Raw genomic sequence first — 17,269 nt, 5'->3', positions numbered from 1 at the left:
CGCCTGCGGTGCGGATGCCGTGGCGGCGTCACGCGGCGGACGAACTCAAATTACTCCCGGCCTCAAGGGATTGCCAGAACGAAGGCGCGCGGAACCGCGACAGGGGCGTCAAGAATTTGTCAAGAGCCTCTGACCTGGTCTAAGTCCAGGTCTTCTCCACATGGGACCCTTTGGCGTCCTTGGTGACTCGGAACCGTACCGGGACCCGTTCTGCGAGTTCGGTCACATGCGTCACGAGTCCGACGGTGCGACCGGCGGAGAGCGTCAGCGCCTCGAGCGTCGTCGCGACCGCGTCGAGCGTTTCCGGGTCCAATGTCCCGAAACCCTCGTCGAGGATGATCGACTCCAGGCTCGCCCCGTGCCGCGACAGGCTCGCCAGCTGGTCGCTCAGGGCGAGCGCCAGCGACAGCGAGGCCGCGAAGGTCTCGCCGCCCGAAAGGCTCCGCGCCGGGCGCGGCATGTCCGCGTCGTGGTGGTCCACCACCCAGAAGTCCTGCTCGCGGTACACGAGGTCGTACTGGCCGCCGGTGATCCGATTGAGCATCACGGTCGCCCCCGCCACGAGTTCGTCGAGGGCTTCGCTGAGCAGCCACTCCATGAACTTGCGCGCGTCCAGGTGCTTGGCGAGCTCCTTGGCCACGAGCGCTTCGCCCGCGAAGCGCCGCATCTCGGCGTCCAGGTCGATGCGCCGCTTCCGCGCCTCGGTGAGCGCCGCGGACTCCGCGCGCGCCGCCTCGACGGCGGTCGCGTGCCGGGCCACGTAGTCGCCGCCCGTGCCGTTGCGCGGCACCTCGACATTGAACTCGCCCAAGGCGAACCGGAGCTCACCGCGCAGCGTCTGCGCGCGGCCGTCGAGGCTCGCGAGCTCGGTGCGGGCGGCCTCGCGTTCAGCGCCCGCGCGCTCCAGCGACGCCTCGGCCCAGGCGACCAGCTGCGCCCAGCTCGCGGCCAGATCGTCCCCGCCCGCGGGCGGGCCGAGCACGGCCACCTGGTCGCGGGCGTGCTGGAACTCCTTCCAGGCCCGCTGCCGGCGCTCATCGGCGACGACCTTGCGCTTCTCGGCCTCGCGCAGCGCCCGCCGCGCGGCTTTGAGGGCCGCGCCGGTGCCCGCGAGCTGCTGCCGGGCCTCCTCCGAGTTGGCCCGCCGCTGCTGCAGCACCGCCGGTTCGGGGACGTTCTCGAGCTTCTTCTTCAGCCGCCGCTCGGCCAGTTGCAGCTCGGTGAGCCGCTCCTCGTAGTTCTCGAGTTTCGTCTGGAGCGCGACGACGGCGGCCTGCGCGTCCCGGAACTCGACGGTGGCCGTGCGGGAGGCCTCTTCGGCCTGGTGCATCGACTCGGAGAGGTCGTGCTCCGGAACCTGGTCCACGGGACGGTCGCAGACCGGGCACTCGTCGCCGATCTCCAGACCCGCCCTGAGGGTGCCGGCGAGTTCGGCCATGCGGACCTTGTGGAGCGACGCGTGCTGGATCTCGACCTCTTCCGAAGCGGCCTCTTCGAGCTCCTTCGCCTCGGCGAACTGGTCGCGCAGCTCCTCGGTGAGCTCGAGGCCGGTCTTCAGCTTCGACTCGGTCTCGGCGAGCTCCGCCCAGGCCTTGAGGTCCCGCTCGAGCTTCGCCAGGTCGAGTCCGTCCAGTTCGGACCGCAGCCGCTCGTCCTCGGCCTCGGTGGCCTCGACTTCGGCCGCCTTCTCGACCACTGCGGCATTCGCCGAGGCGACCTGCGCGGCGATGTCCGCGACCCCGGACGGCTCCTTGATGTAGGTGAGCGAGGCGAGGTTCGCCTCGGCCTCGGTGAGCCTGCGCCGCGCGGCCTCGACGGCCGCGGCGAGGCCGTCGAGCGCGCTCGACTTGTCACGCACCGGTTCCGAGAGCTTCTCCAGGCGTTCGACGCGTTCGGCGGCGTGCCGGATCTGCTCCTCGGTGACCGGCGCGATCCCGGCGAGCTGCGTCTCGTACGCCTGCCGCTTCGCGTCCGCGTCGACGAACCGGGTGCGGGCGCGCTGCTGGATGCCGCGGTAGACGCTGTGGCCGAGCAGGTTCTCCAGGATGTTCCGCCGGTCGGCCGAGGAGGCGCGCAGGAACTCCGCGAACTCGCCCTGGGGGAGCAGCACGCACTTGGTGAACTGCTCGAACGGGAGGCCGATGATCCGCTCGGCGGCGGCGTTGACCTCGTTCGGGCTCCCCCCGAGGGCCTTGCCGAGCCCTTCGACGAGCTCGGTGTCCTCGGCCGGGTTCACGCCCTCGGGCAGCTGCTCCATGGCCGCCGTGGTGGTCTTGACCTTGCCGTTGCGGTCGCGCCGCAGGATGCGCGTGGCCACGTAGTGCTGCCCGGCCGCGCGGAACACCAGCCGCACCCGTCCCTCCACTGAGGACGGTGCGAGGGAGTTCTGCGTGGCCGACTTCGGCCAGCGCGGCGTGCGGCCGTACAGCGCGAAGCAGATCGCGTCGAGCACGGTGGACTTGCCCGCGCCGGTGGGCCCGGTGAGCGCGAAGAACTCCGCGTCGGTGAAGTCGAAGGTCTCGGACCCGGTGTACGAGCCGAATCCCTGGAGGTCCAGTCGGATGGGCCGCATCAGGCCTCCTCGGTGACGGTCTGGGCGTCTTCGTAGAGCTGGGCGAAGAGCTTCGTGACGGCGGGGTCGTCGTGCTGGTGCTCGGTGAGGTACGCGGCGAAGAGGTCGCCGGGGCTGCGGCCCGAGCGCCGTTCGCGGGGTTTCGCGTCGTCGGCGCGCATGACCGGGTCGATGTGGATCTGGACGGCGCGCGGGAAGAGGTCGGCGACCTCGCCGCGGAGCCCGGCGCGGGCCGGTTCGGTGACGAAGACCCGCAGCCAGGCCCGCTCGTCCACCTTGGCCTTCGCGAGCTTCTCGAGGGTGCCGCGCACGGTCTGGAGCGGCACGGCGGCGGTGAGCGGCACGGTACGGGCGCGGGCGGGGACCCCGGGTGCGACGTCGACGATGGCGACGCTCGGCGTGTGGTCCTCCTCGCCGAAGTCGACCGCGAGCGGACCGCCGGAGTAGCGGATCGGGCAGGGCCCGGTGATCGCCTGGGCCTTGTGCAGGTGCCCTAGGGCCACATAGGAAGTGGTGGGCGGGAAGATCGCGGCGGGGACGGCGTAGTCGGCCACGGTGTGGACCTCGCGTTCGCCGCCGCCGACCTTGCCGCCCACGACGGTGAGGTGCCCGGTGAAGAGGTTCACGGTGTCAGCGGTGAAGTCGTGCGTCAGCGCGGAGACGAGGCGGCGCAGGTGGTCGGAGTAGTTCGCCTCGGCGCCGGCCGCGCCGAGCTCGAACAGTTCGGCGGCGCGCACGGCGTGCCGCTGGGCGATGAACGGGAGCGCGGCGCAGCGCCAGGGCTCGCCACCGCTCGTGGTGCCGGTGATGAGGTGGTCGGCGGCCTTGCCGAGCGAGCCGCGCAGGTGGATGCCGGCGGCGTGGGCCCAGTGCCGGAGGGCTTCGAGGGCCTTGCCGTTGTCGTGGTTCCCGGCGATGACGACGACCTCGGCGCCGGTGCCGCGCAGGGCGGACAGGGCCGAGAACAGGAGCCGCTGCGACTCGGCCGAGGGCGAGGCGGTGTCGAAGAGGTCGCCGGCGACGATCACCAGGTCGACCGCTTCTTCACGGGCGACGTCGACCATCTGCTTGAAGACGGCGCGCTGCTCGTCGAGGCGCGAGCGGCCCTTCATGGTGACGCCGACGTGCCAGTCGGACGTGTGGAGAATCCGCAAGGCGTGCTCCTCTGTGCCTGTGAAGGTCGGTGCAGTGCTGTGGGCCCGAAACTAGAACGGGATGTCGTCTTCGTCGTCCCCTGCGAGGTCGAACGGGTCGACCTTCGCGGTGGGCGAGAGTGCACGGCCGGACCGTGCGGTGGCGGACGGGGCGGACCCGGCCTCGGAGGGGCGGGTGGCCCAGGCGGGGAACGGGAAGTTCACCACGAGTGGGACCGGGAGCTCGGGCTGGGCCACGAACATGGTGCCGGGCTTGGCCATGAGCACGCGCATGCGCTGGGCCTGCGTGAGGAACCCGTACTCGGGGCGCGTGGCCTCGGCGGCGTCGAGGCGGCCGACGACGCGGATCGCCGAGTTCGAGGCGATGCGTCGCTCCACTTCGGACGCGGTCTGCTGGGCGCCGATGAGGATGACCCCGAGGGAGCGTCCGCGCTCGGCGATGTCGAGCAGGATGTCCTTGATGGGGCTGGTGCCCTCGCGCGGCGCGTACTTGTTGAGCTCGTCGAGGACGACGAACTGGAGCGGGCGCGCCGTGCCGGCCTTCTCCTTGCGCTCGAACTCGGAGCGGAGCACGACGCCGACGACGAAGCGCTGCGCCCGGTCGGGCAGGTTGTGCAGGTCCACGACGGTGACCTGGGCGTCCGAGGTGAGCACGGCGCCCTTGGGCGGCAGGTCGCCGCGGATGAGCCGCCCGATGTCGCGCCCGGAGGCGATGAGGCGGCGGATGAACGCGTTCACGGTGCCCAGGCCGATTGCGGACCCGGCCCATTCGGTGCGGGTCTCGTCGTCGGAGAGGCGCTCGCAGATGAGGTCGACGAGGTCGCGGTAGCTGGTGAGCAGCTGCCCGTCGACGCTGATCGCGCCGTTGTCCTTGGGGCGGGCCTCCTTGCGCAGCCGCGCGGCGACCTGGTGGACGACCATCGTGTACTGCTGGCGGTCGTCGTCGCCGTCGGCGAACACGAACGGCAGGAGGCTGAGCTGGCAGAACTCGGCGAGGGTCCAGTAGAACGCGTCCACGCCGGTGGACCGGCAGGCCACGTCAGGGACGCCGTTGGAGTCGCCTTCGCGCGGCGGGGCGAGCACCTCCACGGACTTGAACGCGCCGGGCTCCATGCCGAGGCGGCGGTAGGAGTCGCGGATGCTCTCGTCGATCTTCGTGTTGTCGTGGTCGAGGAGCAGCAGGTCCTCGCCCTTGACGTTGAAGATGAGCGCCTTCGTGTTCGCGGCCTCCGCGCCGAGCGCGCCGGAGTGCAGGAGCGAGTAGAGCATCCACGTCGCGAACGAGGTCTTCGTGGCGACGCCGGAGATGCCGGAGATCGAGACGTGCGCCCCCCTCGTGCCGTCGAGGAAGTCGGGGTTGAGGAACACCGGCTGGCCGTCGCGCGAGAACCCCAGGGGCACTTGGCGGGCCATGCCGTCGAAGTAGAGGGCCCGGTCGCGGTCCTCGCCCGTGGCGCGCTGCACCTCGGCGCCGGGGCGCGGCGGCACGAACACCTCCGGTTCGACGCGGGTCACGGTGACCTCGGCGGCCTCCTGCACCTGCGCGGGGAGCAGGCCTCCGGCGATGTCGAAGACGTCCGAGTCGAACTGGGCGCCTTCGTGTCGCGAGCGCACCGAGGTGACGACGCCGGAGATGCGGACCGTGCCGACTCCGGGCACCTGGCGTTCGGTGGTGAGCACGTCGTCGAGCTGGGCGTACGCCTCCGGTCCGACGCCGACCCAGAACGACAGGGGCGTCGCGTCCTCTGTGCCGAGCACGCGGCCCACCGATTCACTCATCGGTCGAGTCTCGCAGATACCGCAGGATGAGGTTCCCCCCGGCTTCGAGGACGTGTCGCAGCTCCAGGGGCCGGGCCGCATCGGCGGCGCGGCCTTCGGCGATGCGGACGGGACCGGCCCCGACCAGCAGCGGCGAGAGCGTCAGATCGAGTTCGTCGGCGAGGTCGGCGGCGATGAGGTCGCCGAACACGCGGGGCCCGCCTTCGCTCAGGATCTGGCGCAGCCCGCGTTCGCGCAGCGCGTCGACCGCCGCCGCGTAGTCGACCGCGCCGGTGCCGGCGGCGATCACGTCCGCGACCTCCCGGAACGGCCCGACCTGCGTCTCGGGGAGGTCGGCGGGGACGACGACGATCGGGCGCCGCGGCGCTTCGGTGAAGAGCCCCTGCTGCGGGTCCAGCCCGGCGAGGCTGCGCGAGGCGACGGCCATCACGGGCACTTCCGGCAGGCCATGCGCCCGGCGCCAGGCCATGCGCTCGGGAGAGAGGACCAGCGGCCCGTACCCTTCCGCGGCCACGGTGCCCGAACCGGTCAGGAGCACGTCGCAGCGCGCCCGCAGGACCTTGAACACCCGCTTGTCCTGTTCACCCGAAAGGGGACCGGAGAGCCCTTCCAGGGTCGCCGCGCCGTCGGCGCTGGAGACGAAGTTGACCCGCAGCCAATCAGGCGCGGGCGGCTCGTACGCCGCGTAGACCTCGTCGTCGGTCATCTCATCGAGTTTTCGGAACTGGACCTCTGCCACGGCCAAAAGGTAGCCCACGGCCCCGACAACATCGCGGTTCGCCACGTTACGGGTGGTACCATCGGTGGTATGCCTAGGAAGAAGAGCACCATATACCTCGATGAGAAAGCCGATCTGCGTCTCGAGGCCGAAGCGCGGCGACGCGGGATCCCTAAGGCGGAGTTGATGCGGCGTTTCCTCGACGAGGGATTGCTGCGCGCGGCCGACGAGGACCCGCTTCCGCCGCTGCCGAAGTTCAGTAGCGGCGGGCCGCTCACCGTTGAAGAGATGGATGAGGCGATCTATCAGAGCATTCGTCGGCGGTCGCTGAAGCGATGATCGTCGTAGCGGACACTTCGGCGGTCTTGGCTGCATTCGATACGGACGAGCCGCTCCAGGCGGAGTGCGAACGGGTCATGGAGTCGGAAACACTGCTGGTATCCCCGTTGGTGCTGTCGGAACTCGACCACCTTGCCCGCCGAAATGGCGGCTTTCGGTTCGCAATCCAGATTTCTGAAGCGATGCTGGCACGCTTTGAACGCGGACAGTACCAGCTCGCGACCATCCAGTACGGCGATATCGAAACCGCTCACCGGACCCGTATCGATTACAGCGGTTTGGAACTCGACCTCGCGGACACCGTCGGGATCGCGCTCGCAGGCCGCTATGGCATCAACAAGATCTTCACTCTCAATCAGCGCGACTTTCGTGTCGTCAAACCGCTCACCGCGGGATTCGACGCGTTCGAAATCCTGCCGTTTGACTGGATTTCCTAGGGCCCAGGTAAATCGGTCAATCGCCGAGGACCCGCTCCAGGTACGGGTTGGAGAAGCGGCGGTCGGGGTCGACCTCTTTCCTCACCGCGAGGAAGTCGTCGAAGTGCTCGTACCGCTCGCCCAGGCGCTCGGCGTCCAGGGAGTGCATCTTGCCCCAGTGGGGCCGCCCGTCCGCGGCGTCGAAGATCGCGGCGCAGTCCTTGAAGTACGGCCCGTGGTCGTGCCGGTGGTACTGGTGCACCGCCACGTACGCGGTGCGCCGGCCCTGCGCGGTCGAGAGCCAGATGTCGTCGGCCGCCGCGAACCGCACCTCGACGGGGAACGACACGAGGTGCCGCTCCCGCTCCACCATCGCCTGCAGTTCCCGCAGCACGCCCGGCAGCGCCTCCCGCGGCAGCGCGTACTCCATCTCCCGGAACACCACCGACCTGGGCGAGGCGAAGACCCGGTGCGACACGTCCGTGTACTCCCGGGCGCTCCACACCCGCCCGGCCAGGCGGTTCAGGCGCGGCACCATCGCCGGGAACCGCGCGCCCACCCGGTTGCTCGCCTCGAACAGCGTGTTCTCGGTGAACGCCTCGCTCCACCAGTACGACAGGCGGCTCGGCGCCCGGCTCGGTTCCGACATCGCGTACCGGTTGTTGAGCTTCGTGAGGGTCCGCGCGGTGTGCGGGAACCAGTAGAACTCGAAATGGTCGTTCTCGGACACCAGCTCGTCAAGGTTCTCGAGCACCGTGTCGAGCCGCTCGGGCCGCTCCACCGCCTTCAAGCGGAACGCCGGGACGCACTGCAGCGTCACTTCGGCGATCACACCGAGCGCGCCGAGGCCCAGCCGCGCCGCCGCGAACAGCTCCGACCGCTCGAACTCCGTACATTGGACGATCGAGCCGTCGGCGAGGACCAGCTTCAACCCCTTGACCTGCCACGCGAACCCGCGGTACCGGTCCCCGGTGCCGTGCGTCCCCGTCGAGATCGCCCCGGAGATCGTCTGCCGGTCGATGTCGCCCATGTTCTCCAGGGCCAGCCCGTGCGCGTCGAGGATCTGGTTCAGCCGCCACAGCGGCATCCCCGCCTCAACGGTCACCAGGCCCGAGCTCGGGTCCACCGCGACCACCTGGTCGAGAGCGCCCATGTCGACCTGCACGCCGTCCGCGACCGCGATCCCGCTGAACGAGTGGCCGGTCCCGACCGCCTTGACCCGCAACCCGTCCGAGGCCGCCGCGGTCACCGCCGCGGCCAGCTCCTCGGCGCCCGCGGGGCGGACGGTGCGGGCGGGGTCGGCGTTCTCGGTGCCCGACCAGTTCTGCCAGATCGAGGTTCCCACGGCAGCTCCCATAGCTACTCCGGTTGAATGTGAGGCGAACTTCACGGTAGCTTTCATCTAACCCCAATTAAGCTGCCGAAGGGAAGTCGGATGGGCTACCAGCGAGTTACCGGGGTCGATGTCCCCGCCGCGCTCGAACACCGGTTCGCCGAACTCGGCCGCGCCACCGCCGGGCTCCAGCCGCCGTTCGCGGTCGTCGATCTCGGCGCCTTCGACACCAACGCGGCCATCCTGCGCCGCAACGCCATCGGGAAGCCCCTGCGTCTCGCCAGCAAGTCGCTGCGCTGCCGCGCCCTCATGCGCCGCGCGCTCGCCCAGCCCGGTTTCAAAGGCATCCTCGGCTTCACCCTCCCCGAAGCGCTCTGGCTCGCACAGGAATTCGAGGACATCGTCGTCGCCTATCCGACCGCCGACACCGACGCGCTGCGCGCCCTCGCCGCCGACGACGAGCTCGCCCGCCGCATCACGCTCATGGTCGACTCCGTCGAGCACCTCGACTTCCTGCGCCGCCACGTCGAACCCGACCCCTCCCGGCCCCTGCGACTCTGCCTCGAACTCGACGTCTCGCTCGAACTGCTCGGCGGCCGCATCCACATCGGCGCGCACCGCTCCCCGGTCCGCACCCCCGAACACGCCCTCGACATGGCCCACGAGATCGACAAGCGCCCGGGCGTCGACCTGGTCGGCATCATGGGCTACGAAGGCCAGATCGCCGGCGTCCAGGACGCCTACTCCGCCGCCGCCCTGAAATACCCGCTGGTGCGGCTCATGCAGCGCGTCTCCCGCATCGAACTCGCCGAACGCCGCGCCGAGGCCGTGGCCGCCGTGCGCAGCGTCGCCGACCTCGAGTTCGTCAACGGCGGCGGCACCGGCTCGGTCATCTCGACCGCCGCCGACCCCTCGGTCACCGAGATCGCCGCCGGATCGGGCCTGTACTCGCCCGCGCTCTTCGACGGCTACCGGTCGATCCGCCCGATCCCCGCCGCCTTCTTCGCGCTCCCGGTGGTCCGGCGCCCCCGCCCCGGCATCGTCACCGCCCTCGGCGGCGGCTGGGTCGCCTCCGGCGTGCCCGGCCCCGACCGCCTCCCGAAACCGACCTTCCCCGCCGGCATGCGCTTCTCCAGGACCGAAGGCGCGGGCGAGGTCCAGACCCCCCTCAAAGGCCGCGCCGCCGACGGCCTCGCCATCGGCGACCGGGTCTGGATGCGCCACGCCAAAGCCGGCGAACTCGCCGAACGCGTCAACACCGTCCACCTCGTCCGCAACGGCGAAGTCGTCGCCGAAGTCCCGACCTACCGCGGCGAAGGCCACGCCTTCGCCTGAGCCGCGAGCGAGGCCGGGCGCGTGCGCCCGGATGCTGTTGCACCGCAATGCGAAAGGGCCCGGCGGAAATCGCTTCCCGCCGGGCCCTTTCACACGATCCGAGGATCAGTCGTCGTCGCCGCGACCGCCTCCGTTGCCACCACCGTTATTGCCGCCGTTACCGCCGCCGTTGTTACCGCCGTTGGTCGTCCCGGGCTCGCACAGGCCCATGAGCTCCGACACCGGGTCACACGTCTCCTGACCCCCCGGCGGGGCCGCCTGCACGCACTTCGGATCGCCCGCGTTCAGCGCGCAGTACGGGCTGGAGGCGTCGATCTTGCCCTCCGCGTTCAAGATGTCGTCCACGATCGGACTGCCCATATGCGAGGCTTCCGCCCAGTCCTTGACCTCGTACTCCTCGGACTCGATCGCGCCGTTCATGAACTGGATCCACACCGGGTAGCTGAGCTTCGAACCGAACGTGCCTTCGTACCCGCCGTCCTTGTTCAGCAGCGGCGCCGACTCCGCGGTCGCGTTGCCCACCCAGGCGGCGATGCTCAACTGCGGGATCGCGCCCACATACCAGGTGTGCGCGTTCGCGTCGCCCCCGTACTGGTCGCCGGCCTGCCAGGTACCGGTCTTGCCGGTGAGCGGCCGGTCGCCGTCGATCTTCTCGCCCTCACCGGTGATCGTCGAACCCACTTCCTGCAGGTTCCGCGCCTCGCTCGTGTCGAGCGCCGCGTAGGAGTCCAGGCTCCGCTTCTCCGGGACCGGGTTGCCGTTGCGGTCGTACACGGCCTCCACGTAGTGCATCTCGTTGTACACCCCGTCGGCCGCGATCGTCGCGTACACGCTGGCCATGAACGCCACCGAGGTCGGGTACTGGCCGAAACTGATGTGGTAGAAGAACGGATCGTTCATCGACTCCAGGTTCAGCTCGGTCCGGATCGGCGTGATGTTGTCCGACTCGTACCCGTCCAATGACGCGTCGATGTCGATGTTCCCGTTGTCATCGGTGACGAACGAGCCGTCCTCGTTCTCGATGATCCCGTGGCGCGAGTAGGTGATGGTCCCGTCCTCGGCGCGGTAGAACCGGTACGTGACCTCCTTGCCCTCCAGGGTCTGCGTCAGCTGCCGCACGCCCATGTCGACCGCGGTCTGCAGGATGGCGGTCGCGCCCCACTTCTCGGCGATCGCGTACATCGGGGTGTTCTTGGACTGCCGCACCGCCTCGGTGAGGGTCATGTGGTCGGCGCCGTTCGTGTTCGACCCCGAGTTCGCGATCGTGGGGTCGTCGAAGTCCTTCAGCGATTCGAACTCGCGCGGCGACTCGGCGTTCCACCACGAGTCCACCGACGCGCCGTTCTTGATCGCCGTCGCCGCCGTGATCATCTTGAACGTCGACGAGGGCGGGTGCGGGTTCTCCAGGCCGGCCTTGTCGATGCCGAGGCCGTTCTGACCGCCGTAGTAGCCCAGCACGCGGCCGGTCCCGGGCTCGACCGCGACGACCGCGCTGGCCATCGAGGTGTTGTACTCGTAGAGCGCCGCGTCCTTGTTCTCGTTGACGAACTCGAAGTAGCCGTCCTCGTTCACGTACTCGGCGGCGGCCGCGGCGTTCTCCTCGGCGACGGGCTCGTCGTTGTCGTCGACGAGCTGACCCTCCTCGTTGCGCTTTCGCTCGAGGTCGCCGCGCCCGGCGGTCCGCTGGGCCTCGGCCTGGATCTCGGGGTCCAGGGTCAGCTCGACGGTGTAGCCGCCGGTGTCCTCCTCCGCGCCGTAGAACTGGTCCTGCGTGAGGCCGTAGCGGCTCTCCAGCTCGTCCCAGATGTAGCCGTCGGTCGGGTTGGTGATGAAGCCGGTGGGGGTGTCGTGGCCCCACGTGCCGGGGTTCTGCAGGGCTGCGAGCGTCTCCGGCATCCCGGCGTCCAACTCCGCCTGGATCGCGGCCAGCTGATCGTCGTCGAGCTTGTCGGTCATGGAGAGCAGCGTGTTCATGCCGTGCGTCCAGCGGTCGACCGGGGCGGTGCTCCCCTCCTTGGCGATGCGCGGGTCGAACGAGCCGTCACCGGCCTTGACCTGCATGACGAGCATCATGCCCTCGCCCCACGTGAGGTCCTCGACCTTCTTGTTGAACCAGACCTCGGCGGCGGCCTCGATGCCGTAGGCGCCGCGTCCGTAGAAGTTGAGGTTCAGGTAGTGGAGCAGGATCGTCTCCTTGGAGTTCTCCTGCTCGAGCTTCATCGCCATGACGGCTTCATTGGCCTTGCGGCTGTAGGAGATGTCACCGCGGATGTCGGAGACCATGCCCGCGTACTGCTGGCTGATGGTCGAGGCGCCCTGCGTGTCGCCGCCCTTGAGGTTGTTGACCAGGGCGCGCAGGGTGCCCTTGTAGTCGACGCCCTCGTGCTCGAAGTAGTCCTTGTCCTCCAGGGCGAGCAGCGACCACGTGACCTGGTCCGGGAGCCTTTCGTAATCGTCGACGAGCTTGCGCGTGAATTCGCCGTAGCCGGCGATCGGGGTGTCGCTGCCGGCGAGCGTGAAGGTCGTGGACTCGCCGAACTTGAGGTCTTCGGGGGCGGGGACGTCGTTGAAGAACCACGCCCCGGCCACGGTCACGGTGCCCAGCATCATCAGGCAGGCCATGATGAGCGCCGCGTAGACACGGCGGCGGCGCTTGGACATCCGCTTCTTCTTGCGGCCCCGCTTCGCCGGGCCGGGGACGGCCTTGGGCTTGGCGGCGCCGACCACTGATGCGCGGCCCATGTTGCCGCCGCCCGCCACGGACGGCGGGCCGACCGGGGAGCCGGCGGACTGGCCCATGGGCGGACGCATCGGCGGTCCCGGCGGGGGACCCATCGGCGATCCCGCTGGAGGACCCATCGGTGGTCCTGCCTGGGGACGCATCGGCGGGCCTGCTGGGGGACCGGCCTGGTGGCGCGGGGCAGGGTGCTGAAAGTCGCTCATGCTCAACCATCCACGAGTTGTGAGGTGCCGATCAGCGGCCTGCGGCCTGCGATCGGCTTCGGCGAGCGCCGCTGAGGAGCGGTTAGGCTGGCGCCCGCAGAACCTTGGATGTTAGCGGACCACGCCCGGTAGGCGAGGAGTGCTCGGTTTCGCGGGTGAGGAAGGCCGCTTGACGACCACCTTAGACCGCCACTACCACATCGTCACCGGCATGCCGGTGACGACCCGGCACACAACGTCACGATCCGGCGACGCCGCGCGCGGCCTGCCTCCCCGAGAACAGGCACCCGCCCAGGAACGTGCCCTCCAGCGACCGGTAGCCGTGCATCCCGCCGCCTCCGAAGCCGGCCGCCTCACCGGCCGCGTACAGCCCCGGCAGCGGCGACCCGTCCGCCCGCAGCACCCGCCCGTCCAGATCGGTCTGCAAGCCGCCCAAGGTCTTCCGCGTCAAGAGGTGCAGCCGCACTCCGATGAGCGGCCCGGCCTTCGGGTCGAGCAGCCGGTGCGGGGACGCGACTCGAATGAGCTTGTCGCCCCGGTAGTTCCGGGCCCCTCGCAACGCTGTGACCTGCAGGTCCTTCGTGAACGTGTTGTCCATCTCGGCGTCCCGCGCCGCGACCGCCGCCCGCACCGTCTCGTACTCCAGCAGGGCCTCGCCGGTGATGCCGTTCATCTTCGCGACCAGCTCCGGCAGCGTGGCCGCGACCGCGAAGTCCGCACCGTGCTTCTTGAACGCCTCCACCGGACCGGGCGCGCCCGGCAGCACCCGCTTGAGCAGCAGCTTCACGTCCTTCCCCGTCAGGTCGGGGTTCTGCTCGGAGCCGGAGAGCGCGAACTCCTTCTCCAGGATCTTCTGGGTGAGCACGAACCACGTGTACTCGTGGCCCGTGGTCATGATGTGCTCGAGCGTCCCGAGCGTGTCGAAGCCGGGGAACAGCGGCGCGGGCAGCCTGTGCCCGGTGGCGTCGAGCCACAGCGACGAGGGCCCGGGCAGGATCCGGATGCCGTGATGCGGCCAGATCGGGTCCCAGTTCTCGATGCCCTCGGTGTAGTGCCACATGCGGTCGCGGTTGATGAGGTTCGCCCCGGCCTCCTCGGCGATCCCGAGCATCCGGCCGTCCACATGCGCGGGCACGCCGGAGATGAGCCGCTTCGGCGCCGGCCCCATCCGCGTCGGCCAGTGCTTTCGCACGAGGTCGAAGTTCCCGCCGATGCCGCCGGAGGTGACGACGACGGCTTCCGCGCTGAGCTCGAACTCGCCCAGCGCCTCCCGCGTGGTCGCGACTCCGCGTGCCGACTCGTCGGGGGACAACAGCGTCCCGGAGACCCCGGTGACGACCCCGTCGGTCACCGTGAGGCGGTCGACCCGGTGCCGGAAGTTGAACTGCACCTTCCCGTCGACCTCGGCCTGCCGCACCCGCCGGGCGAACGGCTCCACGACCCCCGGGCCGGTGCCCCACGTGATGTGGAAGCGCGGCACCGAATTGCCATGCCCCTGCGCGGTATAACCCCCGCGCTCGGCCCAGCCGACCACCGGGAAGAACCGCACTCCCATGGCGTGCAGCCACGACCGCTTCTCCCCGGCCGCGAAGTCCACATACGCCTCGGCCCAGCGCCTCGGCCACTCGTCCTCCGCCCGGTCGAACCCGGCCGTCCCGAGCCAGTCCTGCCACGCCAGCTCGTGCGAGTCCTTGATCCCCATGCGGCGCTGCTCCGGCGAGTCCACCAGGAACAGGCCCCCGAACGACCAGAACGCCTGCCCCCCAAGGGACTGCTCGCCCTCCTGCTCCAGCACGGTCACGCGCTTCCCGAGCCTGACCAGCTCAGCGGCAGCGGCCAGCCCGGCCAACCCCGCCCCGACAACGATGACGTCACTGTCCATCGCCCGCGCCTCCCCAGCAGCAGATACAACGCCTACTGGCGCGTAGCGCCAATATGCCAGTACCGCGATGCCCCGTCAACTGATCGGAGTCTTGTCGCCGACCGAGACGCCACATCGGTTCCAGGCTGGAGTCGTCCTGCCGGCTTTGGGGGATCTGTCGAAGCCGTGAGCATGCTTCGATCGACGGATATCGGACGAACGATGCGGTGAGGAGGAGGCCAGTGGCAATTTCCGAGACGGAAGTTTCAGGAAGGAAGCTGTGGGCTTTTCGTCTCGGGCCCGTGGACGAGGACCGCACTGTCTCGATACCCTTGTATCCGAACGAATGCGCACGGTCGTACCGGCTTCCTCAGTCCGCTTCGCCGGCCAGAAGCGGTGAGGAGTCATCAGCCGTTCCGGCGGCGGTGCCGTCTCTATGGTCCGTCCAACGTTCACCCCCTGAACTACCCTCGATATGACTCGAATGCCGACGTGCGTGGCTCCGCCGAGCCACGGCTGAAAGGGCGTATCCCCGAAGATGACGAGCACCCAGTGGACCCCGGATCCGGAATTGGCACGGGAGGTCGACGATCTCTACGAGCGAGCGATCCTGTCCTACCGTGCGAATCCGAACTTGATCACCGAGCATGCGAACCATGAGGAATCGATCCGCGTCGGCGGATACTCGAACCGGACGCTCTTGGAACTTGTACAGAATGCGGCCGATGCGATGACCGGTGCCGAGGAGTACGGGGCCGGATCAGGACGGGTCGAAATCGTGCTCGATCAGGAGAGCCGGACTCTGTACTGTGCCAATGCCGGGCGTCCCTTTTCCCGAAACGGTCTGATAACCCTCGCCCATGCTCATCTCAGCGGTAAGCGAGGCGACGAGATCGGTCGTTTCGGCCTGGGCTTCAAATCGGTGCTGGCGGTTACGGATTCACCCCAAGTCTTCAGCAGGTCGGTGGCATTCGAGTTCAACTCTCCGGAGGCGATCGAATCGATCTCGGCCATCGTTCCCGGGACCAGAAGGCTCCCGATCCTTCGGACTATGAGGAGCATCGACGCTGGTGCGGCCTTTGAGACGGATCCGATTCTCGCTGAACTCGCCACTTGGGCCTCGACGATCGTGAGGCTGCCGGACCTCTCGCGGGAGGACACCCTCAGAGGAGAGATCGAGAACTTCCGATCGGAGTTCCTGCTGTTCGTGGATTCGGTCCGTGAAGTGCGGCTGCGGGTCAGCGGGTCGGACAAGGACTACGGCACACGGCACATCTCGCAATCCCTGGGAGGCGGCAGGTTCAGGATCAGTCGTCCGAACGGCGACAACGACGAATGGCTGGTCGAGAACCGAATGCACACGCCGACGCGTGAAGCTCGGGCGGAGGTCGGAGAAGCCGTATCCCGCGACCAGGTCAAGGTCACCGTTGCACTTCCGGCTCGAAGCGCTCAAATGAGACTTGGCGAGTTCTGGTCCTATTTTCCGCTGCAGGACAGGACCTCGGCATCCGCGCTCTTCAACGCACCATGGAGCCTCAACGACGACCGGACCACGTTGCTGCGGAACACCTATAACCGTGAAATCCTCGTCAACCTGTCGGCGATCTTTGCTGAAATGTTGCCGAAGGCCTCCATGTCGACCGACCCTGCTGCGCATCTGGATCTCATGCCGGCTCGTTCCGCCAGGGGCGAGGAGTACTCGTTCGGGGACGAGATCATCCGCGCCCAAGTTCCACGGCATGGATCTTCCAATGCGCTGATCCCGGATGCGAGCGGTGTGCTGCGTCGAGCGAGCGAGCTTCGGCCGCTCGATTTCACCATCGACGGTGTCGGCGAGCAGGACCACAGAGATTGGATCGTCTCACCGCACACGAGCGACGACGTTCCCCACTGGCGCTGCTACTCGACCACGCAACGGGCTCGACGAGTGCGCGAAATCTATATGAACGTGTATTCTCCGGTAGTCCTGGACAGGGCCACCAGAGACGACAAGGTCGCTCTCGAAAAGATGCCGAAGCGCGGCATCCTGACCTGGTTGAAAGAATGGGCCGATGGTCCGGATCTCGAATCCGCTGCCAGAGCGTTCTTCTTCGTGACCGAGCGCCGGCAGCTGAGAGAACTGGAAGCTGCCAAGGTGATTCCCACGACCGAGGGGATGCGGTCGATGTCCGACAGGAATTCGGTCTTTCTCGAGTCTAATGAGGATCTCAGGATCGAAGGAGCCTGCTTCGTTCTTCCCGAATTTCTGGCTCTGAACGGTGTCGAGGCGAAGCTCAAGGATGCAGGGTTCGGGAACCTGGACGCGACTTCGATCCTCCGTGCCCGGCTCGCCCAATTGCATTCCGGCTCGGACGATGAATCCCATGCACGGCTCTGGGACGCGGCGCTCGACGTGCCTCCGTCGCAGGCCGTCCAGGTGATGTCCCAATTCGCGGAGCATCACATCAAGGTCCCCACTTGTGACGGTGGTTGGGCACCGCCGACCCTCGTTCTGGACATCGCCGGCATCGGGGAGGGCGCTCCGGAACGGCGGCTCGATCATCCTCGATGCGTTCCGACGGTGGCCCATGCCCTGGGTGTCGTCCGTGCCCCTGTTGGAGAGTATTCGATCGAGGACGAGTCGGCATTCCCCGAGTATCTCCGATATGCACTCGATTACCTGAACGAGCGGTCGGGAATCGGCGATCGGCGGATCGAGCGCCTGGAGTTCGTCCGAAACGACGGACCAGGAAGCTCATGCAAATGTCTCGTTCGGGTGAAGTCGTGTCTTCGTTGCCCTGATTACCGATGGTGAGCGGCAGCGGGCTCGTGGATTCCTT

At 68.5% G+C, this 17,269-nt stretch carries 11 protein-coding genes; 4 read left to right on the top strand and 7 right to left on the bottom strand.

All coding sequences use genetic code 11. From position 1 onward, the window contains the following. Positions 1-139: 139 nt before the first annotated feature. The 4 genes from AB0I03_RS10955 to AB0I03_RS10940 are packed head-to-tail and all read right to left on the bottom strand — an operon-like array spanning position 140 to position 6,244. Positions 140-2,572, bottom strand: coding sequence for an SMC family ATPase (locus AB0I03_RS10955; protein ID WP_360410028.1), 2,433 nt, complete (start codon positions 2,570-2,572; stop codon positions 140-142). Then, entirely contained in the window at positions 2,572-3,726 is a 1,155-nt protein-coding gene (locus tag AB0I03_RS10950; protein WP_360410025.1) for an exonuclease SbcCD subunit D, read from the bottom strand. The genes AB0I03_RS10955 and AB0I03_RS10950 overlap by 1 nt, the downstream gene beginning before the upstream one ends. 51 nt (positions 3,727-3,777) lie before the next feature. Then, entirely contained in the window at positions 3,778-5,505 is a 1,728-nt protein-coding gene (locus AB0I03_RS10945; protein ID WP_360410022.1) for an ATP-binding protein, read from the bottom strand. Then, on the bottom strand, positions 5,498-6,244 hold the full coding sequence (locus tag AB0I03_RS10940; protein WP_360410019.1) for a pyrimidine reductase family protein: 747 nt from the start codon (positions 6,242-6,244) through the stop codon (positions 5,498-5,500). Before AB0I03_RS10940 ends, AB0I03_RS10945 begins: the two co-directional genes overlap by 8 nt. 69 nt (positions 6,245-6,313) lie before the next feature. On the opposite strand from AB0I03_RS10940, the gene AB0I03_RS10935 reads away from it, so the two are divergent. Both AB0I03_RS10935 and AB0I03_RS10930 read left to right on the top strand, forming a co-directional pair. Next, complete coding sequence (locus tag AB0I03_RS10935; protein WP_360410016.1) at positions 6,314-6,562, top strand: ribbon-helix-helix protein, CopG family; 249 nt, start codon at positions 6,314-6,316, stop codon at positions 6,560-6,562. Beyond that, complete coding sequence (locus AB0I03_RS10930; RefSeq protein WP_360410013.1) at positions 6,559-6,999, top strand: PIN domain-containing protein; 441 nt, start codon at positions 6,559-6,561, stop codon at positions 6,997-6,999. Before AB0I03_RS10935 ends, AB0I03_RS10930 begins: the two co-directional genes overlap by 4 nt. A 16-nt stretch (positions 7,000-7,015) precedes the next feature. Here the strand turns inward: AB0I03_RS10930 and AB0I03_RS10925 are convergent, their stop codons facing one another. Beyond that, positions 7,016-8,323, bottom strand: coding sequence for a D-arabinono-1,4-lactone oxidase (locus tag AB0I03_RS10925; RefSeq protein WP_360410010.1), 1,308 nt, complete (start codon positions 8,321-8,323; stop codon positions 7,016-7,018). Between the two features lie 90 nt (positions 8,324-8,413). On the opposite strand from AB0I03_RS10925, the gene AB0I03_RS10920 reads away from it, so the two are divergent. Next, a complete protein-coding gene (locus tag AB0I03_RS10920) occupies positions 8,414-9,646 on the top strand; it encodes an amino acid deaminase/aldolase (protein ID WP_360410007.1) in 1,233 nt (410 codons plus the stop codon). A 105-nt stretch (positions 9,647-9,751) separates the two neighbouring features. On the opposite strand, the gene AB0I03_RS10915 is transcribed toward AB0I03_RS10920, so the two are convergent. Together AB0I03_RS10915 and AB0I03_RS10910 are read right to left on the bottom strand one after the other, a co-directional pair. Next, complete coding sequence (locus AB0I03_RS10915) at positions 9,752-12,457, bottom strand: transglycosylase domain-containing protein (protein WP_360410004.1); 2,706 nt, start codon at positions 12,455-12,457, stop codon at positions 9,752-9,754. A 370-nt stretch (positions 12,458-12,827) separates the two neighbouring features. After that, complete coding sequence (locus AB0I03_RS10910; RefSeq protein WP_360410001.1) at positions 12,828-14,471, bottom strand: FAD-binding dehydrogenase; 1,644 nt, start codon at positions 14,469-14,471, stop codon at positions 12,828-12,830. Positions 14,472-14,988: 517 nt separating this feature from the next. Here AB0I03_RS10910 and AB0I03_RS10905 point away from each other — a divergent pair. After that, positions 14,989-17,244: a hypothetical protein gene (locus AB0I03_RS10905; protein WP_360409998.1), complete on the top strand. Its 2,256-nt coding sequence runs from the start codon at positions 14,989-14,991 to the stop codon at positions 17,242-17,244. Positions 17,245-17,269 lie beyond the last annotated feature (25 nt).

Source organism: Glycomyces sp. NPDC021274 (assembly GCF_040641195.1).
Classification (GTDB): domain Bacteria; phylum Actinomycetota; class Actinomycetes; order Mycobacteriales; family Micromonosporaceae; genus Glycomyces.
This window is presented reverse-complemented; position numbering and strand designations above follow the sequence as displayed.

Excerpts from the sequence above, each read along its gene's own strand:
- AB0I03_RS10955 (WP_360410028.1), bottom strand. The coding sequence starts at position 2,572 with ATGCGGCCCATCCGACTGGACCTCCAGGGATTCGGCTCGTACACCGGG.
- AB0I03_RS10945 (WP_360410022.1), bottom strand. The coding sequence starts at position 5,505 with ATGAGTGAATCGGTGGGCCGCGTGCTCGGCACAGAGGACGCGACGCCC.
- AB0I03_RS10935 (WP_360410016.1), top strand. The coding sequence starts at position 6,314 with ATGCCTAGGAAGAAGAGCACCATATACCTCGATGAGAAAGCCGATCTG.
- AB0I03_RS10930 (WP_360410013.1), top strand. The coding sequence starts at position 6,559 with ATGATCGTCGTAGCGGACACTTCGGCGGTCTTGGCTGCATTCGATACG.
- AB0I03_RS10920 (WP_360410007.1), top strand. The coding sequence starts at position 8,414 with ATGGGCTACCAGCGAGTTACCGGGGTCGATGTCCCCGCCGCGCTCGAA.
- AB0I03_RS10915 (WP_360410004.1), bottom strand. The coding sequence starts at position 12,457 with ATGCGTCCGCCCATGGGCCAGTCCGCCGGCTCCCCGGTCGGCCCGCCG.
- AB0I03_RS10910 (WP_360410001.1), bottom strand. The coding sequence starts at position 14,471 with ATGGACAGTGACGTCATCGTTGTCGGGGCGGGGTTGGCCGGGCTGGCC.
- AB0I03_RS10905 (WP_360409998.1), top strand. The coding sequence starts at position 14,989 with ATGACGAGCACCCAGTGGACCCCGGATCCGGAATTGGCACGGGAGGTC.